Origin of the sequence: Paenibacillus sp. 203, assembly GCF_037027525.1 — a bacterium.
Taxonomy (GTDB): domain Bacteria; phylum Bacillota; class Bacilli; order Paenibacillales; family Paenibacillaceae; genus Paenibacillus; species Paenibacillus polymyxa_B.
On record NZ_JAXCHD010000001.1, the window covers coordinates 486541 to 503969 of the forward strand.

Annotated in this window: 19 protein-coding genes and 1 pseudogene; 13 read left to right on the top strand and 7 right to left on the bottom strand. The window is 48.0% G+C overall.

Annotated features, from left to right (window positions below; translation table 11 throughout):
- The first annotated feature begins 99 nt into the window (after window positions 1-99).
- Both mobA and WA407_RS02290 read left to right on the top strand, forming a co-directional pair.
- Window positions 100-780, top strand: a complete 681-nt coding sequence (gene mobA, locus WA407_RS02285; RefSeq protein WP_336076685.1) for a molybdenum cofactor guanylyltransferase — start codon at window positions 100-102, stop codon at window positions 778-780.
- An 84-nt stretch (window positions 781-864) separates the two neighbouring features.
- Entirely contained in the window at window positions 865-1479 is a 615-nt protein-coding gene (locus WA407_RS02290; RefSeq protein ID WP_336076686.1) for a LysE/ArgO family amino acid transporter, read from the top strand.
- 25 nt (window positions 1480-1504) lie between these two features.
- On the opposite strand, the gene WA407_RS02295 is transcribed toward WA407_RS02290, so the two are convergent.
- The 6 genes and pseudogenes from WA407_RS02295 to WA407_RS02320 all read right to left on the bottom strand — a co-directional run bounded on the left by WA407_RS02295 (window position 1505) and on the right by WA407_RS02320 (window position 4452).
- Complete coding sequence (locus WA407_RS02295; RefSeq protein WP_336076687.1) at window positions 1505-1747, bottom strand: DUF3592 domain-containing protein; 243 nt, start codon at window positions 1745-1747, stop codon at window positions 1505-1507.
- 94 nt (window positions 1748-1841) lie between these two features.
- A pseudogene (locus WA407_RS02300) lies at window positions 1842-2027 on the bottom strand (VOC family protein); the annotation flags it as partial.
- 149 nt (window positions 2028-2176) lie between these two features.
- Window positions 2177-3109 (bottom strand): 1-phosphofructokinase family hexose kinase, encoded by a 933-nt coding sequence (locus tag WA407_RS02305; RefSeq protein ID WP_336076688.1) that lies wholly within the window; start codon window positions 3107-3109, stop codon window positions 2177-2179.
- A 56-nt stretch (window positions 3110-3165) separates the two neighbouring features.
- Window positions 3166-3480, bottom strand: coding sequence for a DMT family transporter (locus WA407_RS02310; RefSeq protein WP_013312355.1), 315 nt, complete (start codon window positions 3478-3480; stop codon window positions 3166-3168).
- Complete coding sequence (locus WA407_RS02315; protein WP_039271586.1) at window positions 3480-3821, bottom strand: DMT family transporter; 342 nt, start codon at window positions 3819-3821, stop codon at window positions 3480-3482. Before WA407_RS02315 ends, WA407_RS02310 begins: the two co-directional genes overlap by 1 nt.
- Window positions 3822-3885: 64 nt before the next feature.
- Window positions 3886-4452, bottom strand: a complete 567-nt coding sequence (locus WA407_RS02320) for a TetR/AcrR family transcriptional regulator (protein WP_336076689.1) — start codon at window positions 4450-4452, stop codon at window positions 3886-3888.
- Window positions 4453-4663: 211 nt separating this feature from the next.
- Between WA407_RS02320 and cls the strand changes: the two genes are divergently transcribed.
- Window positions 4664-6175 carry a cardiolipin synthase gene (gene cls, locus WA407_RS02325; RefSeq protein WP_039271582.1) on the top strand — a complete coding sequence of 504 codons (1512 nt, stop codon included), beginning with the start codon at window positions 4664-4666 and terminating at the stop codon, window positions 6173-6175.
- A gap of 34 nt (window positions 6176-6209) precedes the next feature.
- Here cls and WA407_RS02330 read toward each other — a convergent pair whose 3' ends face one another.
- Entirely contained in the window at window positions 6210-7706 is a 1497-nt protein-coding gene (locus tag WA407_RS02330; RefSeq protein ID WP_336076691.1) for a phospholipase D family protein, read from the bottom strand.
- Window positions 7707-7941: 235 nt separating this feature from the next.
- On the opposite strand from WA407_RS02330, the gene WA407_RS02335 reads away from it, so the two are divergent.
- The 10 genes from WA407_RS02335 to spoIIR all read left to right on the top strand — a co-directional run bounded on the left by WA407_RS02335 (window position 7942) and on the right by spoIIR (window position 17313).
- Complete coding sequence (locus WA407_RS02335) at window positions 7942-8367, top strand: DMT family transporter (RefSeq protein ID WP_039271579.1); 426 nt, start codon at window positions 7942-7944, stop codon at window positions 8365-8367.
- Window positions 8368-8426: 59 nt separating this feature from the next.
- A complete protein-coding gene (locus WA407_RS02340) occupies window positions 8427-9131 on the top strand; it encodes a Crp/Fnr family transcriptional regulator (RefSeq protein ID WP_165177763.1) in 705 nt (234 codons plus the stop codon).
- 56 nt (window positions 9132-9187) lie between these two features.
- Window positions 9188-9679 carry a DMT family transporter gene (locus tag WA407_RS02345; protein WP_235306530.1) on the top strand — a complete coding sequence of 164 codons (492 nt, stop codon included), beginning with the start codon at window positions 9188-9190 and terminating at the stop codon, window positions 9677-9679.
- A gap of 351 nt (window positions 9680-10030) precedes the next feature.
- Window positions 10031-11131, top strand: a complete 1101-nt coding sequence (fni, locus tag WA407_RS02350; protein WP_336076693.1) for a type 2 isopentenyl-diphosphate Delta-isomerase — start codon at window positions 10031-10033, stop codon at window positions 11129-11131.
- Entirely contained in the window at window positions 11128-11619 is a 492-nt protein-coding gene (locus WA407_RS02355; RefSeq protein ID WP_235306528.1) for a GNAT family N-acetyltransferase, read from the top strand. The genes fni and WA407_RS02355 overlap by 4 nt, the downstream gene beginning before the upstream one ends.
- A 133-nt stretch (window positions 11620-11752) precedes the next feature.
- Entirely contained in the window at window positions 11753-12853 is a 1101-nt protein-coding gene (ychF, locus tag WA407_RS02360; RefSeq protein WP_039271572.1) for a redox-regulated ATPase YchF, read from the top strand.
- Between the two features lie 271 nt (window positions 12854-13124).
- Window positions 13125-14192, top strand: coding sequence for a peptide chain release factor 1 (prfA, locus tag WA407_RS02365; RefSeq protein ID WP_013312344.1), 1068 nt, complete (start codon window positions 13125-13127; stop codon window positions 14190-14192).
- 3 nt (window positions 14193-14195) lie between these two features.
- Window positions 14196-15095 (top strand): peptide chain release factor N(5)-glutamine methyltransferase, encoded by a 900-nt coding sequence (gene prmC, locus WA407_RS02370; RefSeq protein WP_235306527.1) that lies wholly within the window; start codon window positions 14196-14198, stop codon window positions 15093-15095.
- A 75-nt stretch (window positions 15096-15170) separates the two neighbouring features.
- A complete protein-coding gene (locus tag WA407_RS02375) occupies window positions 15171-16364 on the top strand; it encodes an FtsW/RodA/SpoVE family cell cycle protein (RefSeq protein WP_235306526.1) in 1194 nt (397 codons plus the stop codon).
- 256 nt (window positions 16365-16620) lie between these two features.
- Window positions 16621-17313, top strand: coding sequence for a stage II sporulation protein R (spoIIR, locus tag WA407_RS02380; RefSeq protein ID WP_039271565.1), 693 nt, complete (start codon window positions 16621-16623; stop codon window positions 17311-17313).
- Window positions 17314-17429 lie beyond the last annotated feature (116 nt).

A 17429-nucleotide genomic window follows, 5' to 3' on the forward strand; every position in this document is an offset into this window, starting at 1 on the left:
ACAAACCAATAAATTAACAATTATGTAATAATTAAATTTTGTTCAAAAATTCATATGCATATTTTCAATTGTTTTCTGAAAAAAAAGGAGGATTTATTTGTGAAAGTGACTGGTATTATCGTCGCAGGAGGACGTTCCAGCCGAATGGGACAGGATAAGGCTTTGCTTGAGATCAATGGAGCCACTATGCTTGAACAGACGTATACTACATTGCAGCAGGCTGCCCAGCGGGTTGTCGTAGTCACTCGTGATAACCAAGGATATGGTCTGAGTGGTATGGAAACTGTGTCTGATGTTTTTCCAGGTATGGGACCCCTAAGCGGTATCCATGCGGGATTATCTGCATCTACTACGGAGTGGGGAATGGTTGTCGCTTGTGATATGCCTTTTATACAGCTAGAGGTGCTGCAAGACCTGCTCGTTGTAACTGAGAAATGGACGGAGTTGCATGGAACGACGGAACCAACATTGCAAGCAGTAATACCTTCTATGGATGGACGTATACATCCGTTGCTGGCTGTGTACCATCGGAGCGTGCTGCCGTCTGCCGAGGAATGTTTGCGCAATAGACAGCTTCGTCTCACCGATTGGTTGAACAAGCTGAACGTTCGTTATGCGACGGTAGAGGATTTGCCGCGGGTGAGTGAAGACATGTGGCATAAGGCCGCGTTCAATATGAATAATCCGCGGGACTACGAGCTTGCGTTAGAGCAGTTGAAGCATAGTGTACAACAGAACACGCAGAACGTGAAGAATTTAAAGGAAATACGAGAGGATTAGAAACGTACAAGCTTCCTGCGCGAGGACTATTTAGGAGAGCAATACTAGAGAAATATGATGGACTAAATTTGGGGGAATATAATTATGCTGGAAGCTATTATACATGCCGTTTTATTGGCTTTGGGATTGATTTTGCCTTTGGGGGTACAAAATGTATTTGTGTTTAATCAGGGGGCGTCCCAGTCGCGGTTTCGCAATGCACTGCCTGCTGTCATTACAGCGGGTGTCTGTGATACAATTCTGATCACGCTTGCGGTTGGGGGCGTGTCTCTTATTTTGCAGCAATTTCTATGGCTCACGAACGTACTCTATGCGGCGGGCTGTTTGTTTCTGCTGTATATGGCCTGGACTTTATGGAGATCGAAGGCAGCTTCCTCGGGAGAAAGTCAGGCGATGCTGCCGAAACGCCAGATGATTTTTGCCGCTTCGGTATCGCTATTGAATCCACATGCCATACTCGACACGGTTGGCGTAATTGGAACCAGCTCCCTTCAATATGACGGCGGGGAACGCTGGGCCTTTTGTCTGGCCGCCGTATCCGTATCTTGGATATGGTTTATCGGTCTGGCAACGGCAGGGCGTCTCGTGGGACGTATGGATTCAGAAGGGAAGTTTGGGACTGTGCTCAACAAAATATCGGCACTGATTATTTTAGGCCTGGCAATGTATATGGCGATAAATTTTATTACCAGTATGTGATCCGAGCCTAGTTAAAGGAAAAACTTCAATCAGCGAATATTCCGCTCAAAGCAAAGGGAACACCGATCAAAAACAGCATAAAGGCCAGACAGCCTGCACCATTTACACCGCCTGCAATTCGGGCGTCCCGAGGGTTAGATGGATTGTATAATACCTTAATCTTGCTGCCAACCCGGTTGAGGCTTAGGTTGGTGCTATAGATGAGTAGCAGTCCAATCAAGCTGAACAATGGCATCAGCAAATCGGAACTAAAATGAAACCAATACACATTGAAATCAATTGAGATGATAATCTACTCCTTTAAACAAAGCGATAATCAATATATCGGATGTTTTTTAGGAACCGTTTAATAGCTATGAGAATTACTTATTGCTAGATAAGGACATATCAAAATCAACATCCTCGATAAATTCGATAACCTCACCATTGGGGCTGTGGACTAATGCATTTGTTACAACTATAGGAGGTTCGCCAAGTGTAAGCTGATTGGGTTCCACAAAGGTTCTTGCTCCGTGGGCAAGGGCTTTTTGATATATTTCATCCACATTAAGAGTTGGTTGAATTTTGTAGAGAGGCGAAGGAAGTCACCGATTTATTTCGCATCAGTGGGGAATTTAATTATCTCATTCGGAATAACTGTATTTGTGAAATGAAGATAAACGAATGCTTGGATGAAATAAAAAAAAGTGACGCTGAATTACAACAGCGTCACCGTAATGCCCTGCTCCAGACGCTTCACGTCCTGGAGCTCGATCTTCCCGGCCATGGCGTGCAGAGCTGCCGCTGTGCCGCAGGCCGCTCCCTGCCGTAGCATGGCAGGGAGATCCAGCCCCGTAGCTGCGCCGGTGACCAGCCCGGCGACCATAGCGTCACCGCTGCCGAGCGCGCTGACAATGTCCGCGTCTGGCAGGCTCACGCGGTAGCGCGCATCGTGCGTTACCGCCAGCGCCCCGCGCGCGCCAAGCGAGATGACGGCCAGCTGCGCTCCGGCTTCCAGCAGCTTTGCTGCCGCCGCTTCAGCGGCATCCGGGCGCGCGGCGTCAATTCCCGCGAAGAGAGCAGCCTCATCCTCGTTAGGCTTCACGAGGTCGGGCTTTCCGCGCAGCCCCAAGCGCAGCGCCTCACCGCTCGCGTCCAGCGCCACCCGCGCGCCGCGTGCCTTCGCCAGTGTGCACAGCTCGGCGTACAGATCGGGCGGGCAGCCGGGTGGCAGGCTGCCGGAGAATACGACCCAAGCCGAATCCTCGGCAAGGGTCTCGATTTTGCGCCGCAGTGCGGCTAATTCAAGCGGCCCAACGGTCGGTCCGCTCTCAATCAGCTCGGTCTGCGTGCGCGCGGACGGGTCGAGCACGGTAATGGCGAGACGTGTCTCCCCATGTGCCGTTTCAATGAAATCGGTGCTTACGCCTTCTGCGCTCAACCCGTCAATGAGCAGCCGTCCCGTGTGTCCGGCAGCAAACCCGGTCGCTCGTACAGGCTCACCTAGCGTGCGAATGACGCGGGCGGCATTCACGCCCTTGCCGCCCGGTACCGTCAGGCCGCCTTCCATGCGGTGGACGGCATTCAAACCGAAGCCTGCAACCGTGTAGATTTTATCCACAGCCGCGTTAAGTGTTACGGTGGTAATCACAAGGCATCACTCCTTTAAGATCAGCAATTCGCAATATTTGATGCCATTCGCTCATGCTAAGATATTAGCTTTAATCCCAACGCTGCGGCAAGAATCATGGCGATGAATAAAACGCGCAGTACGCTTTTTTGTTCACCGTACAAGAACATGCCTGTAATCGTGCTGCCAACCGTTCCGATGCCTGTCCATACGGCATAGGAGGTGCCCATAGGCAAACTTTTCATGGCATAGCTGAGTAGAGAGAAGCTAAGAACAAAGGATAGGACCATAAGCACTAAGGACTTCCAGCCTTTGCCCACCGTAACTCCCTTCATACCGATGACTCCTAACACTTCCGAGCACCCCGCGATAACCAATGCAATCCAAGCCATTATGCGCCACTCCCTTCCTGAACATCACGGTCGGTAACTAACTTCAGACCGACCACACCTGCCAGCAAAAGGGCGATTAATAGTGTTTTGGACCATTGAAACGGTTCTCCGAATAGCAGCATTTCGCCTACGACTGTTCCCCCTGTCCCTAGTCCGGTGAATACAGCATACACTGTGCCTACAGGCAGTCGGTTCGCAGCCTTCATGATTAAATAAAAGCTGGCCACCACGGCCAGCACGGTTACAATCCAGGCGAGTATAGAGTCCGCATGCTTCAAACCCGATACCCATACAACCTCAATCAGGCCTCCAACAAAAACGTAAATCCAACTGCGATTCATGATGAATGTTCTCCTTAAAAATAAATTTTATAAGTTCGACGGCTTCACGCTTCATGAGGTGAGGTTAACGTAATCCACGCCAAAAAATAGGCCATGCAGCGTTCAGTCTTCGGTGGTAGTTGATGCTTCCACTGTACAGGAGCTCCACCATGACCCCGTCCACCAGGGTCATGTAAGCCAAAGCCACATCCACTGGCTCCATATGCCCAAAGGGTTCCCGATCCCGTGTATTCCGGAGGCGGCGAGTTAATTTCCGCTCCATTTTATCCAGAAAAGGATTAACAATATTCAGCACCTCGTGATACAACGATACTGGCGGAAAGAAGGAAAAGCGAAGCATAAACTTGGCTGAGTCGTTGCTCTCATATTCCTGTCCCATCCAAAACAAGAAGTCATGCAGGGTATGCTTAAGCGGCTGATCTTTACGTTCCGTAAAGTATTCGAAAATACGTAAATTCTGCTCTTGAAAAGCGTACCTAGCCACCTGTAGAAACAGATCCTCCTTGCCTTGGAAATGCGCGTATATAGACGGTTTTCGGATACCAACCTCAGCGGCAATACTGCTCAAGGAGGCTCCCTCATACCCATTGGTGGCAAATTGAAAAAGAGCGGCCTTTCGAATCTCTTCCATCCCCATTATTATCACCTACCTAACGTTCGTTAGTTTATTCTTGCACGAAAAAAAGCAAGTGTCAACCCAGCATCATTGCGTTTTGTATAAAGCTTTTCTTTGGATTTTTTTTATCAACATTTTAATAAAAAAGTGGGAAGAAATAAGGGGCTCATGTACAATATAATGAAGAATACTTGTCAAATGCAGTCCACTGGAAGTGAGGTTAGTTATGAGGCGAAGCTTACTGGCCGTATTGATCGCGGCTATGGTGTTTATTATTTATTATTTTGGCTTGTTTAATTACATCGGCAAAAATGAAGGAACTGTCATCAGTATTTTTTCCACCCTGACAGTGATCTCCATCAGTCTAATTATTTTTACGGAGAATCGTAATCCCTCCACTACGATGTCCTGGATTTTGCTGCTGGCATTGCTGCCAGTCGTTGGACTTCCTCTTTATTTTCTGTTTGGGCAAAATGTATTCAAGCGTCGCAAGTATGATAAAAAGGCATTGCGTGACCAACAGGCTTACGACCGCATAGAAAAGGATGCTTTGCGAGTCAAACGAGATCTGACCTGCTTTACAGGTGAGCAGCAGCAGTTGATGCGTTTGGCCCGCAGACTGGCCCGCTCCCCGATTTATTTTGCGACAGAAACTCAAATTCTGAACAATGGAGATGAAACCTTCTCCACTTTGCTGGAAGAACTGCGCAAGGCGCAGCATCATATCCATATGGAATATTACATTTTCCGGTCGGATGATATCGGTACCAGCATTCAGAAAATTTTGATCGAAAAGGCTAAAGCGGGTGTTAAGGTTCGGTTTATGTACGATGCGGTGGGCAGTATTCAGTTGTCGAAGTCCTTTTTGAAGGAAATGAGAGATGCAGGAGTAGAGGTTGTTGCGTACGGCGGCGCTCGGATCTTGTTCTTCTCCAGCCGGGTAAACTATCGTAATCACCGTAAAATTGTAGTCATCGACGGTAATATCGGATTAATTGGCGGTCTAAATGTGGGAGATGAGTATCTCAGCCGCAACAAAGCCTACGGCTTTTGGCGTGATACGCATATGATTGTGAAGGGCGAAGCTGTACGGACGTTGCAGCTTATATTTCTACAAGATTGGCTTCACATGACGGGTGAGTCGGTGCTCGATAGCGAATATCTGTCTCCCAATATTGAACCAATTACGGACGGAGGCGTGCAGATTATTGCCAGTGGCCCGGATAATGAGCGGAGAGTACTCAAAAATCTCTTTTTTTCCATGATCACGTCCGCCCGAAAATCAGTCTGGATTGCCACTCCTTATTTTATCCCGGATGAAGATATCCTGACTGCCTTACGGATGGCTGCCTTGTCCGGGTTGGACGTGCGTATTCTGTTTCCCGCAAAACCGGATAAATGGCTACCGTTTCTCGCGTCTCATTCGTACTTCCAGTCGTTACTGGAGGTTGGAGTCAAGGTATATGAATATGAGAAGGGGTTCCTCCACTCCAAGCTCCTCATCATTGACGGGGAAGTTGCGACGATCGGGACAGCCAATATGGATATGCGTAGCTTTCATTTGAATTTTGAAGTTAACGCCCTGTTAATTCAAACGCACAGTGTGCAGCAGATGGTAACAGACTACGAACGAGATTTGCACTCTGCCAGCCTGATTGTACGTGAAGAATTCATGAAAAAACGTCTGTTCAAACGTTTGATGGAATCGCTCGCGCGGCTGCTTTCACCGCTGCTGTAAGCATAAACGAATTCGCTACAGCAGTATCCCGTAGTTAAAATGTAGTAAAGCCTAAAATATCCTGTAGACGGTATATAATATCTTTCCAAAATGTTGAATGATCCTCGTAAGCTGCTAGATCCAAACTGTATTCAGCCCCCTGATTATTCCATAGCTTATCAAAATAGGCCGCAACCTGTCGGGTCAGCTTGCTGTCCGCCGGAGCGGCCACCCACAACTCATTTTCCAGATTCAAATCATCCAGATTACGGGGGGTCAGATTGGTAGAGCCACCCCAAATGATATGCTCTCCTTGCGCCTTGGCGATATAAATCAGTTTGGTATGGAACTGCTCATGGGTGGTATGATACCAGCGAATTTGAATGTTCCCGCCCGATTTATCGGACAACTCCTGGGCAACCGGACGATTGGGGATGCCGATTTTTTCCTGACCAAACGCGTTTTGATTGGGGTCCAGCAGCAGTTGGATGTTTACACCGCGGGCAGAGGCATCCAGCAGGCTGTTCAATACTTTGCGGTCAGCCAAATAAAACATGCCCATATGAATGCTGTCACCTTTCTTCGTCTGCGCAATGCCATCCAGAACTGAGGTGTATACCTTGCCCTCAGTTAGATATTTGATCCGATAGCTGTCCTTACTCGATGGAACTTTGGATTCGGCCTGTGGTGTATAGGCAGGAAGCTGCCCACCGCCCGAAAAGTCCAACACCGCCTGCTCTGTTTGTAAAATGTCTCCGATGATAGGCCCCTTCACCTCCAGCGCTACATTGGAGTGATAGGCGCTCGCGTCGTGCACGTTGCCTGTAGAAATGAGCGCTGTCTGTTCGTTGGCAACCAATTTTCGGTGATTGGCCTTGACGTTCAACAGCTTAAGATAGGAGCGAGCCGTAACATCAGGTCCGTCACTGGCCATCAGGTTGGGAATCCAGCCTGTGCCCTGCTGCCCGAACCATTGGAAAAAGGTACGCCACACCGCCGAATAGATGGGGGTGGAGTCCCGCAACGGGTCTACATCGGTCTGCACGACTTGGATCCCTGCTCGCTTCATATTCTCCAACAAAGGATTGGGGGCAGAATTATAGTTGGTATTGACTTCATCTGTAATGAAAAAGATAGGCATATCCGGATAAGCTTTCTTTTTGGCAATAAGATGATCGGTCATTTGTGCGCTGACTTGGGGGAAGTGCTGACCTTTATGCTTATAGTCATTGAACAGAAACAGGTCGATGACAATAAATTGTTGGGCTTCATCAATGATCCCGAGCATACGATTGAAAATTTGACCTTCATGCTGTGCAGTGCTTCCATCCCCGGTGGGATAGGTCAAATCTGTCCAGAAGTTTACCTCATGGGTCGAATACTCCTGACTCTCATAAGAGACGAACGGAGGCAATGGTTTATGGGTCTGATACAGCATGACGGCAATCAGCCAGAGGATAAGCATCAGAATGGCGATTTTAAAAGCCTGACCCTTTTTCTCAGTTCTTCTTTGATATTCCGGCACAGAATGCAGCGGATCACGTGTAGTCATATGACGATCAACTCCTCAATTGAATGCTGCATTCCATTTTATCGTGCCGGAACATGCAGTTTTATGATGGGATACTGTCAAGTTATTAACGCAAGTGTGCAGGATTGACGCGGATACTAAATAAAATGAAATGGAAGATGTTTTACTATTCGTTGAGGACATATGTCCTTTATAGGAAGTCTGCCCTATAATTTAATATATAGAAAAGTCATTTACATGGGGAGAATAACGATTTATGAGAGGAATCTTGTTTGCTTTTCTGGGAGGAGCGTGTATTACGCTACAGGGGGTAGCAAATACACGGATTAGTCAGGATATCGGTACATGGCAGGCGGCCACTGTTACTCAGCTAATAGGCTTTATTTTGGCAGCATTAGTCTGGATGTTTACAAGGGATGGCAATGTGGCTGAACTGAAACAGGTAAAGCCGATGTATCTTTGGGGCGGTGCCTTTGCAGCAATTATTATATTTAGTGAAGTCACGGCAATCCAACATATTGGCGTTACGTTCACGATCTCGGCGTTGTTGATTGCGCAGTTGTGTTTAACCTTCCTGGTAGATATTAAGGGATGGTTCGGTATAGTGAAGCAAAAGATGAAGCTGCCACAATTTATAGGTATTGGTATGATGATCGCGGGTGTAATTATTCTGAAGCTTTAAAATAGAAATTTAACTTGTAAAGAAAGCTTAGAATGTAGAGATTGAAGGTGAGCTTAGGAATGAGAGAAATTCAGGATCAAGAGCAGCTAAAATATTTTTTGCAGCTGCATGAGTTGGAATCCATACTCTACGAGCCGCTACATCCTTATTTGTCGTTGCATCGTTTGGAGCAAGGGGAAAAGCTCTGTTTACAGGGGGACCCCATCGAGCATCTATATATACTGGTGCAGGGCAAGGTCAAGATTTATACCAGCTCTACAGAAGGGAAGACCCTGATTCTTTGCTTCAAAACACCGATCGAGGTTATAGGAGATGTTGAATATATTCGGAGTAGTCACGTCATCAACACAGTAGAGGCAGTGTCTCCGATCTATGTGATCGGTATTCACCACCAATGGATGAACAAATACGGCAGAGACTATGCTCCTTTGCTGCAATTTCTATTGGATATTGTCACGCGAAAGTTTTGCCTGGACTCCGACTTTTCCAGTTTCAATCTCATGTATCCGGTGGAAGTCAGGCTGGCGAGCTACCTGCTATCGGTTTCTTTTGACGAATCGAATACGGCTTTTCATGAGGAATTACGTGCATCCAGTCTGGTAGATGTGGCGAATTTGATCGGAACCAGCTATAGACATCTCAACCGTGTTATTCGCAAAATGATTGAAGATGGATGGGTTGAACGGACAAAAGGCTACATTGTCATTCGGGACAGAAAAGGTTTGAGTGAACTGGCAGGACATAATATTTATGAATCATTGTAATATGGGCATTTATGAAAGCAGAAGAATATCAAGGATCATCAAGGGAGAGTTAACATATGTTATTAGGAATTGTATTGGCGATTATCGCAGGTGCCTTGGTCAGTCTGCAAACGATATTCAATAATAAGGTGAATGAACGGACAGGATCGTGGACTACAACAACATTGGTGCTGGGAACAGGGTTCGTGGCTTCCTTACTCGGAAGTCTTATTTTTGAAGGGAAAAATACATTTACTTTACAGCATATGCAGCCGTGGTACTGGTTCAGTGGCATGATTGGTGTCGGTGTTGTGTTCTGTCTGGTGCAAGGAATGAAGCGACTTGGCCCGACCTATGCGATCTCCATAGTATTGACGGCGCAATTAGGCACGGCCCTGTTGTGGGATTCGTTAGGATGGCTGGGATTAGAAAAGATTCCGTTTACCTTTAACAAGTTGATCGGAGTATTGGTCATTATCGGTGGTATTCTGGTATTCAAATTTGGACATGGGCGTACGAAGGAACAAGCAGAAAGCATTTCATCTGTACCTGATTCGATGAAGGGATAGAGGAGATTGTAAATGGCCTTTATCTTGCTGGAATAGGGATCGTCCTTTCGAGTAGGCATTTTGCAGAAAAGCGGCAGTTCAATTAGGAGCGGCTTTTCTGTAGAGTTTCCGAAATAACTGGTTTATTGCAAATTTTGAACATGGCCATGGGTAAGAAAAAATGTTCACGATCGTGTATATATTTTTCCATCCATGATACAATGAAAGTATCTTAAAATAGCCACTTTAAGGGCTACGATATTGAATATAAGAGACGATAAATAGATCGGTTACCGTGTTCGGGAACGGTCTTATTTGTGCTTCTTGAACTTGATGCAATAACAGAGTGACTTTGGATGAGGTGGGACATAGATGAGTAGTACGGATAATATAAAGGGAGCACCTGACGGTTTTAACAAATCCGGCTCTTTGCTGCCTGCCGCAAGGACAGGTGAACGGAAGATTGAGCACGTCCGCCTTTGTTTGCAAGAAGATGTGGCCGGACAAGGCATCACCAGCGGGCTGGAACGGTATGCCTTTAAGCACTGCGCTCTGCCGGAGTTGCATTTTGACGAGGTTCGTCTGGATACTACTTTTTTAGGACGAGCTGTACGAACACCGCTGCTTATTAGCTCTATGACAGGCGGCAGCGCCGAGACAGGAGCGATTAATGAGCGACTAGCAGAGACAGCGGAGAGACGCGGCTGGGCGCTGGGCGTCGGTTCGGTACGGGCTGCGGTGGAAAGGGAAGAACTGGCCTCAACCTTTGCGGTTCGCAGTCTGGCACCCAGTATCCCGATCCTTGCCAATCTGGGTGCGGTGCAGCTGAACTACGGATTTGGTGTGGATGATTGTCGCCGTGCAGTGGAAATTGCCGGAGCAGATATGTTGGTGCTGCATTTGAACGGATTGCAGGAGATTTTTCAACCTGAAGGGAATTTGGATTTTAGCGGTTTGCTTCAACGCATTGAGGAGTTGTGTCGTCAGCTTTCAGTGCCTGTAGGAGTGAAGGAAGTAGGTTGGGGCATAGATGGCGAGACGGCATCGAGAATGTATGATGCGGGTGCAGCCTTTATAGATGTCGCTGGCGCAGGCGGGACAAGCTGGAGCCAAGTGGAGAAATTTCGCAATCCTGATCCTGTGCGTCGTGCGGCGGCGGAGGCGTTTGCGGATTGGGGCAACTCGACCGCTGATTGTATCGTGGAAGTCAGAGCCGCTGAGCCACATGGTGCTCTGATCGGCAGCGGTGGACTGAGAGACGGTGTCGATGCAGCGAAGGCGCTTGCTTTGGGAGCTGACATGGCAGGCTTCGGGCGTTCTTTGCTCGGTTCTGCGGTTGCCTCTAGTGAAGCGCTGGAGGCACGTATGGAGCAGGTCGAACTGGAACTCCGCACGGTTATGTTTGGTATTGGGGTAGATGGAATAGAAGGACTCAAAAATACGACTCGACTAAGAAAGAAGGTAAACGGATGAGCGGACTTATTACATTGGTTCCGATGAATGCAGAGCAATATGATCAATTTGAACAACGCTCGCTTGCCGACTACGCGGATGAGAAAATCCAAGCGGGTACATGGACGGTAGAAGAAGCACCAGAACGTGCGGCAGAAAGTTTTGCTCGATACCTGCCACAGAGACTAGACACACCTCATGCTCACCTGTATATGTTGATGTTTTCCGATGCCGGGGGGCAGAGTCAGGAGGAAGCTGGCTACATCTGGTTCAATATTACGGATGGGGTGCAAGGAAAAGAAGCCTTCCTACTGGATATTCTTGTATACGATTCATACCAAGGGAGGGGTCTAGGCACGCAGGCGATGGAGGCTTTGGAACAGGAGGCTCGCAGGCTGGGAGCTGTACGCATCGGTTTGCATGTATTTGGGCATAATGAGCGAGCTTTGCATGTATATCGCAAGTCGGGCTATCGGATTACAGATATCCAGATGAGCAAAGAAATCTAAATAGGGATATAGCAATATCCTGAATTTCATAACCGTATGCTTGCCGCGTGTATAGGTTCTCATATATAATGTGGGTTGGTAAACTAACGGATGGCATAACGCATATTTTATATAAACGGGAGTTGTTCTGATTATGGCTTTAAAAGCGGGGATTGTGGGCTTGCCGAACGTGGGCAAATCAACACTTTTTAACGCAATAACGCAGGCGGGTGCGGAATCCGCAAACTATCCATTTTGTACGATTGACCCCAATGTAGGCGTCGTTGAAGTACCAGACGAGCGGCTGGATAAGCTGACCGAACTGGTTGTGCCGAATAAAACGGTGCCAACGGCATTTGAATTTGTTGATATTGCAGGACTTGTGCGCGGTGCGAGCAAGGGCGAGGGTCTGGGTAACAAGTTTTTGGCTCATATTCGTGAAGTGGATGCGATTGTACATGTGGTACGTTGCTTTGAAGATGAGAACATTACCCATGTGGACGGCAAAATTGACCCGATCAGCGACATTCAGACCATTAATTTGGAACTGATTCTGGCGGATATCGAAAGTGTAGACAAGCGTATTGAACGTTCCCGCAAAAACATGAAGGGTGGCAACAAGCAGTACACCCAAGAAGTAGAAGTGTTGGAGCGGATCAAGGAATCGCTGTATGCTGATAAACCTGCGCGTAGCTTAGAATTGTCGGATGAAGAACGGTTGATTGTACGCGATCTTCATTTGCTTACGATGAAGCCTGTACTCTACGCAGCTAATGTTAGCGAAGATGGCGTAACGGAAGCGGATAGCAATCCATATGTGCAAAAGGTACGCGATTTTGCCGTGGCGGAAAATGCAGAAGTGGTGCCGATCAGCGCCAAGGTAGAATCTGAAATTGCTGAGCTGGAAGGCGAAGACAAGGCGATGTTCCTCGAGGAGCTGGGATTAGCTGAATCCGGATTGAACCGTCTGATTAAAGCAGCTTATCGCTTGCTGGGCCTGTATACGTATTTCACAGCAGGTGTGCAGGAAGTACGCGCTTGGACGATTCACAAAGGAACGAAGGCACCGGGTGCTGCGGGCGTAATTCATACGGATTTTGAACGCGGATTTATTCGTGCCGAGGTTGTATCCTACAACGATTTGGTCGCTGCTGGTTCGATGAACGGGGCTAAGGAACGTGGTCAGCTTCGTCTGGAAGGTAAGGAATATGTAGTGCAGGACGGAGACGTTATGCATTTCCGTTTTAATGTTTAATATATAATTTCCAGAATACAATACCTGATTCGGATATATAAAAGACGATGACTTCATTATGTGTGTTCTGAAAGGTGCTAGATTACGTGGTCGCTGCCTATATTAGGGCGGCGACTTTTTTATTGTTTTGCATGTTGTGTGGATTTTTGCAAAATCCTAAATTAGTCAGTATTTCTTGTAGCTAATTCATGAATTAGTTGGTATAATAAAGAGCTGTAGCCAGTGAAATTGAAGCTGGTTTCATATTAATTTAACTGAAGAGGTGAATCGCTTGTTGGACCGATTGCAATCATTGGCGGACCGCTACGATAAACTGAGCGAACTGCTCTGCGATCCGGATGTAGCGAACGATAGCAAGAAACTTAGAGATTATTCCAAAGAACAGTCTGATTTACAGCCTGCTTATGAAGCATATACCGAATATAAAAATGTCGTTGAAGAGCTGGAAGCTGCAAAAACCATGCAGGGTGAAAAGCTGGACGACGAGATGCGTGAAATGGTCAAAATGGAGATTGAAGAACTGAGTGTTCGCAAGCGGGAGTTGGATGAAAAAATCCGTATTTTGCTGCTGCCAAAGGACCCGAATGATGATAAGAACGTTATTATTGAGATTCGTGGTGCAGCAGGTGGTGACGAAGCGGCACTGTTCGCAGCTGACTTGTATCGGATGTATACTCGTTATGCCGATACTCAAGGCTGGCGTGTAGAGCTGATGGACGCGAACATGAATGATCTCGGGGGCTTTAAAGAGGTTATTTTCATGATTAACGGTCGTGGTGCATACAGCAAAATGAAATTCGAAAGCGGCGCACACCGCGTACAGCGGATTCCGACGACGGAATCAGGTGGGCGTATTCATACGTCGACATCTACAGTATCCGTTATGCCTGAGGCCGAAGAAGTGGATATTGAAATTTCCGATAAGGATATTCGCGTGGATACGTTCTGTTCCAGCGGTGCAGGCGGACAGTCCGTTAATACGACCAAGTCGGCGGTGCGTGTAACGCATATGCCAACAGGTATTATGGCAACCTGTCAGGACGGAAAATCCCAGAACTCCAATAAGGAGAAGGCGCTGCAAGTTTTGCGTGCCCGTATTTCGGATATGCTGCGTCAGGAAGAGGAAGCCAAATATGCAGGCGAGCGTAAGAGCAAAGTAGGCACCGGAGACCGCAGTGAGCGTATACGTACCTACAATTTCCCGCAAAGCCGTGTAACGGATCATCGTATTGGCCTGACTATGCATAAGCTGGACCAGGTGATGAACGGGGAGATCGAAGAAATCGTATCGGCGCTCACGATTGCAGAGCAGGCTGATTTGATGGAACAAGAGGTTTAAGTTTTGGGGAACGAACGCGATTGTGTGTATCGGATGTCGCCGGAACGGAACATGAGTGTCAGAGAAGCCTTAGTTGAGGCTTCTTCTTTTTTAGGAAGCTGTGGCGTTCTGGAGCCGCAGCATAATGCCCGTTTGCTGCTGGAGCATGTGCTTGGGTTGGAAGGTACGGCGTTTTACGCCGCTCTGGGTGATCCGTTCCCTTCCACCGCCAAGGAGGCGTGGGAACGGACCATAGCCCGCAAAGCTGCGGGTGAACCGGCGCAGTATATTATCGGACGGCAGGAATTCTATGGCCGCCCGTTCATGGTTTCGCCGTCGGTGCTGATCCCACGCCCGGAGACAGAACTGCTCGTCGAGGCGATACTCCAGCACGGTGATCGGCTGTGGCCAAGCGGCGCTCCGCAGACGCTCGACATCGGCGCGGGCAGCGGTGCGATTGCCGTGACGCTGGCGGCTGAGCGACCGAGCTGGCGCGTGGCGGCAGGGGATATTTCGGCTGCCGCGTTAAAAGTAGCGGCTCATAACGCCGCTGCGAACGGCGCAGCCGTAGAATTCCGCGAGGGCGATCTGCTGACGCCATTTGCGGGAACGAGGGTGGACATTCTCGTGTCCAACCCGCCGTACATCCCGGCTGCTGACATCGCTGGCTTACAGCCAGAGGTCCGCGACCATGAGCCGCGGATGGCGTTGGATGGTGGTCCTGACGGGCTCGGCCCGTATCGGGCAATGCTGGAGCAGCTCGGACTCCTTCAGGCTCCGCCCCGGCTAATCGGGTTTGAATTGGGGATGGGACAGGCCAGAGACGTGGCTGACCTGCTGGAACAGGCGGGTCATTGGAAGAACATTATAATCGTTCCTGACCTTGCTGGGATCGAACGACATGTCCTAGGTGTCTCGGAGTAGTGCTGCATTTTCTTTTTGCGAGTCTTTCCTTTAGAATAAGAGGAGTATGACCGAGAAACGGCTCAGGGGGAAATCATGCTTCAGAAATTGAAAAAAATTGACGGTCCGGTTATCTTTATTCTGATTTTGCTCATGGCGATTAGTATCGTAACAGTATACAGCGCAGGTAGAGCTCCTACGAACCTGCCTGATCACGGCAACGATTACCAGAGGATGATTGGGTATTATATATTGGGTTTTGTGGCGATCTTGGGTTTAGCGATGGTCGATTTTCGGATATTCATTAAAAAAGCCCTGTACGTATATGGAGGCGGAATATTCCTATTGGGTCTCGGATTTTTTGGCGGGACGGTTAACAACTCTCAGGGCTTTCTGAAAATTGGTGGCTTGAATCTTCAGCCTGCTGAGGTATTCAAGCTGGTCCTTATCATTTTTCTGACTTATATGCTGATCAAAAAGCGCAAGAGCAAGCTGTATTTCATTCAGGATGTTCTTCCAGTCGCTCTGGTGAGCTTTGTCCCGTTTGCCATGGTTATGGCACAAAATGACTTGGGTAATGCGCTCGGTTACATTGTCATCGTCATTGGTATGCTATGGATTGGTAATGTGAAGGCATCCCATGCGTTAATCGGATTCATCGTATTTGCAGTCGCCGTTGGTGGCGGGATCAAGGCTTATATTTCGTTTCACGATGAGATTGATTCCTTTATGAAGGGGATTGGCCGTAGTCACTGGGTTGAGCGTTTGGACCCTTGGTTGGTACCGGAAGAGGCAACCGCGAAGGCGTCTTATCATACCAAAAATGCCAAGCTGGCGATAGCCTCTGGCGGGATGATGGGCAAGGGCTTTTTGCAAGGAACCTCGGTACAGTCCGGGCGTGTTCCTTATACGTACGCGGATTCTATTTTTGTAGTCGTAGCGGAGGAATTTGGCTTTGTAGGCTCTTCAGTGCTGCTATTGTTATATTTTATTTTGATTCACCGAATGATCCTGATTTCGCTGGAATGCCGGGATCGCGCCGGACCGTATATTATTGTTGGGATTGTGTCCATGTTGCTGTACCAGATTTTTGAGAATATTGGTGCGTTTCTGGGCATTATGCCGCTAACCGGGATTACGCTCCCGTTCATAAGTTATGGTGGTACCTCGTTGCTTATTAACATGGCTAGTATCGGCTTGGTTATGAGTATTAAGGTGCACGGCCAAGAGCTAGAGGACGATCTGCCACAGCCTTCCAGAGTAAGCTTGAGGAAGGCGAAAAAAGCCTAGTGCAGGTGGATTTGGCTTGAAACTGATTGGCATTTGTGTGAGTTGAAACGGTGCAACGAGAGAGTCCAGATTGTGAAATCTGGGCTTTTTTATATGCCTCGGTGAGGGTCAGAAGCTTGGTGTAGCATGATTTGAGGGTGTATGGAAGAAAATCTGTAAAGTGTTCTTGAATCTTTTACAAGATGCATAGGTTTAGACTCTCCCAAACCGGACAGACTGATAGACATGATAGAGTTTGGGTTTGGGGGAGACGAAGATGAGAAATTGGATCAAGCAAGCTGCAATGATACTATTTTGTATTTCGATATTAATGATGTCTTGGGAAGGTCAAAAGACGGATGCTGCTATGACCACTGGAACAAGAGGTACCTTAGCATCAGGAGTAGCTACAACAGGGCTGAATGTGATTCCACATGACTCCATTCGACTGCGTATTTTGGCCAACTCGGATCGTCCGGAGGATCAGCTGGTTAAACGCGAAATACGGGACGCTATTGTACAGCAGATGAATGCCTGGGTGGGTGAGCTGGAAAACCCGCAAAGCTTAGATCAAGCTAGATCATTGATTGGTGCTCATTTACCTGAAATTGACCGTTTGGTAGGTACGGAACTGGCTCGTCGCGGCATTGCATATGATCATCAGGTGGAACTGGCGAGCGTACCTTTCCCGACGAAAATGTACGGTGGTCTGGTCTACCCAGCAGGGAATTATGAAGCGCTTCGGGTTACGCTGGGGCAAGGAAAAGGGCAAAATTGGTGGTGCGTGCTGTTTCCTCCGCTGTGCTTTATTGATGCAGGCAGTGGTGAAGCAGCGGCACAAACAGTATCAGCAAAAACGGATCACGGAGAAAGTCGGACGAATGCCGCTGACAAGGAGCCGGAAGTACGTTTTTTTCTGTGGGATGCACTTGCGGGACTGTGTAGCTGGGTGAGTGGCTTGTTTGCCTAAACGTTGAGGAGTGTAAGTTTCCCCATATGCTATAATGGAGCTTACGATAGATATACACATGGCAGAGCCAAATAAACTGATCTTTCAAAGTAGCCTTATAGGATCAAGCGAAATCA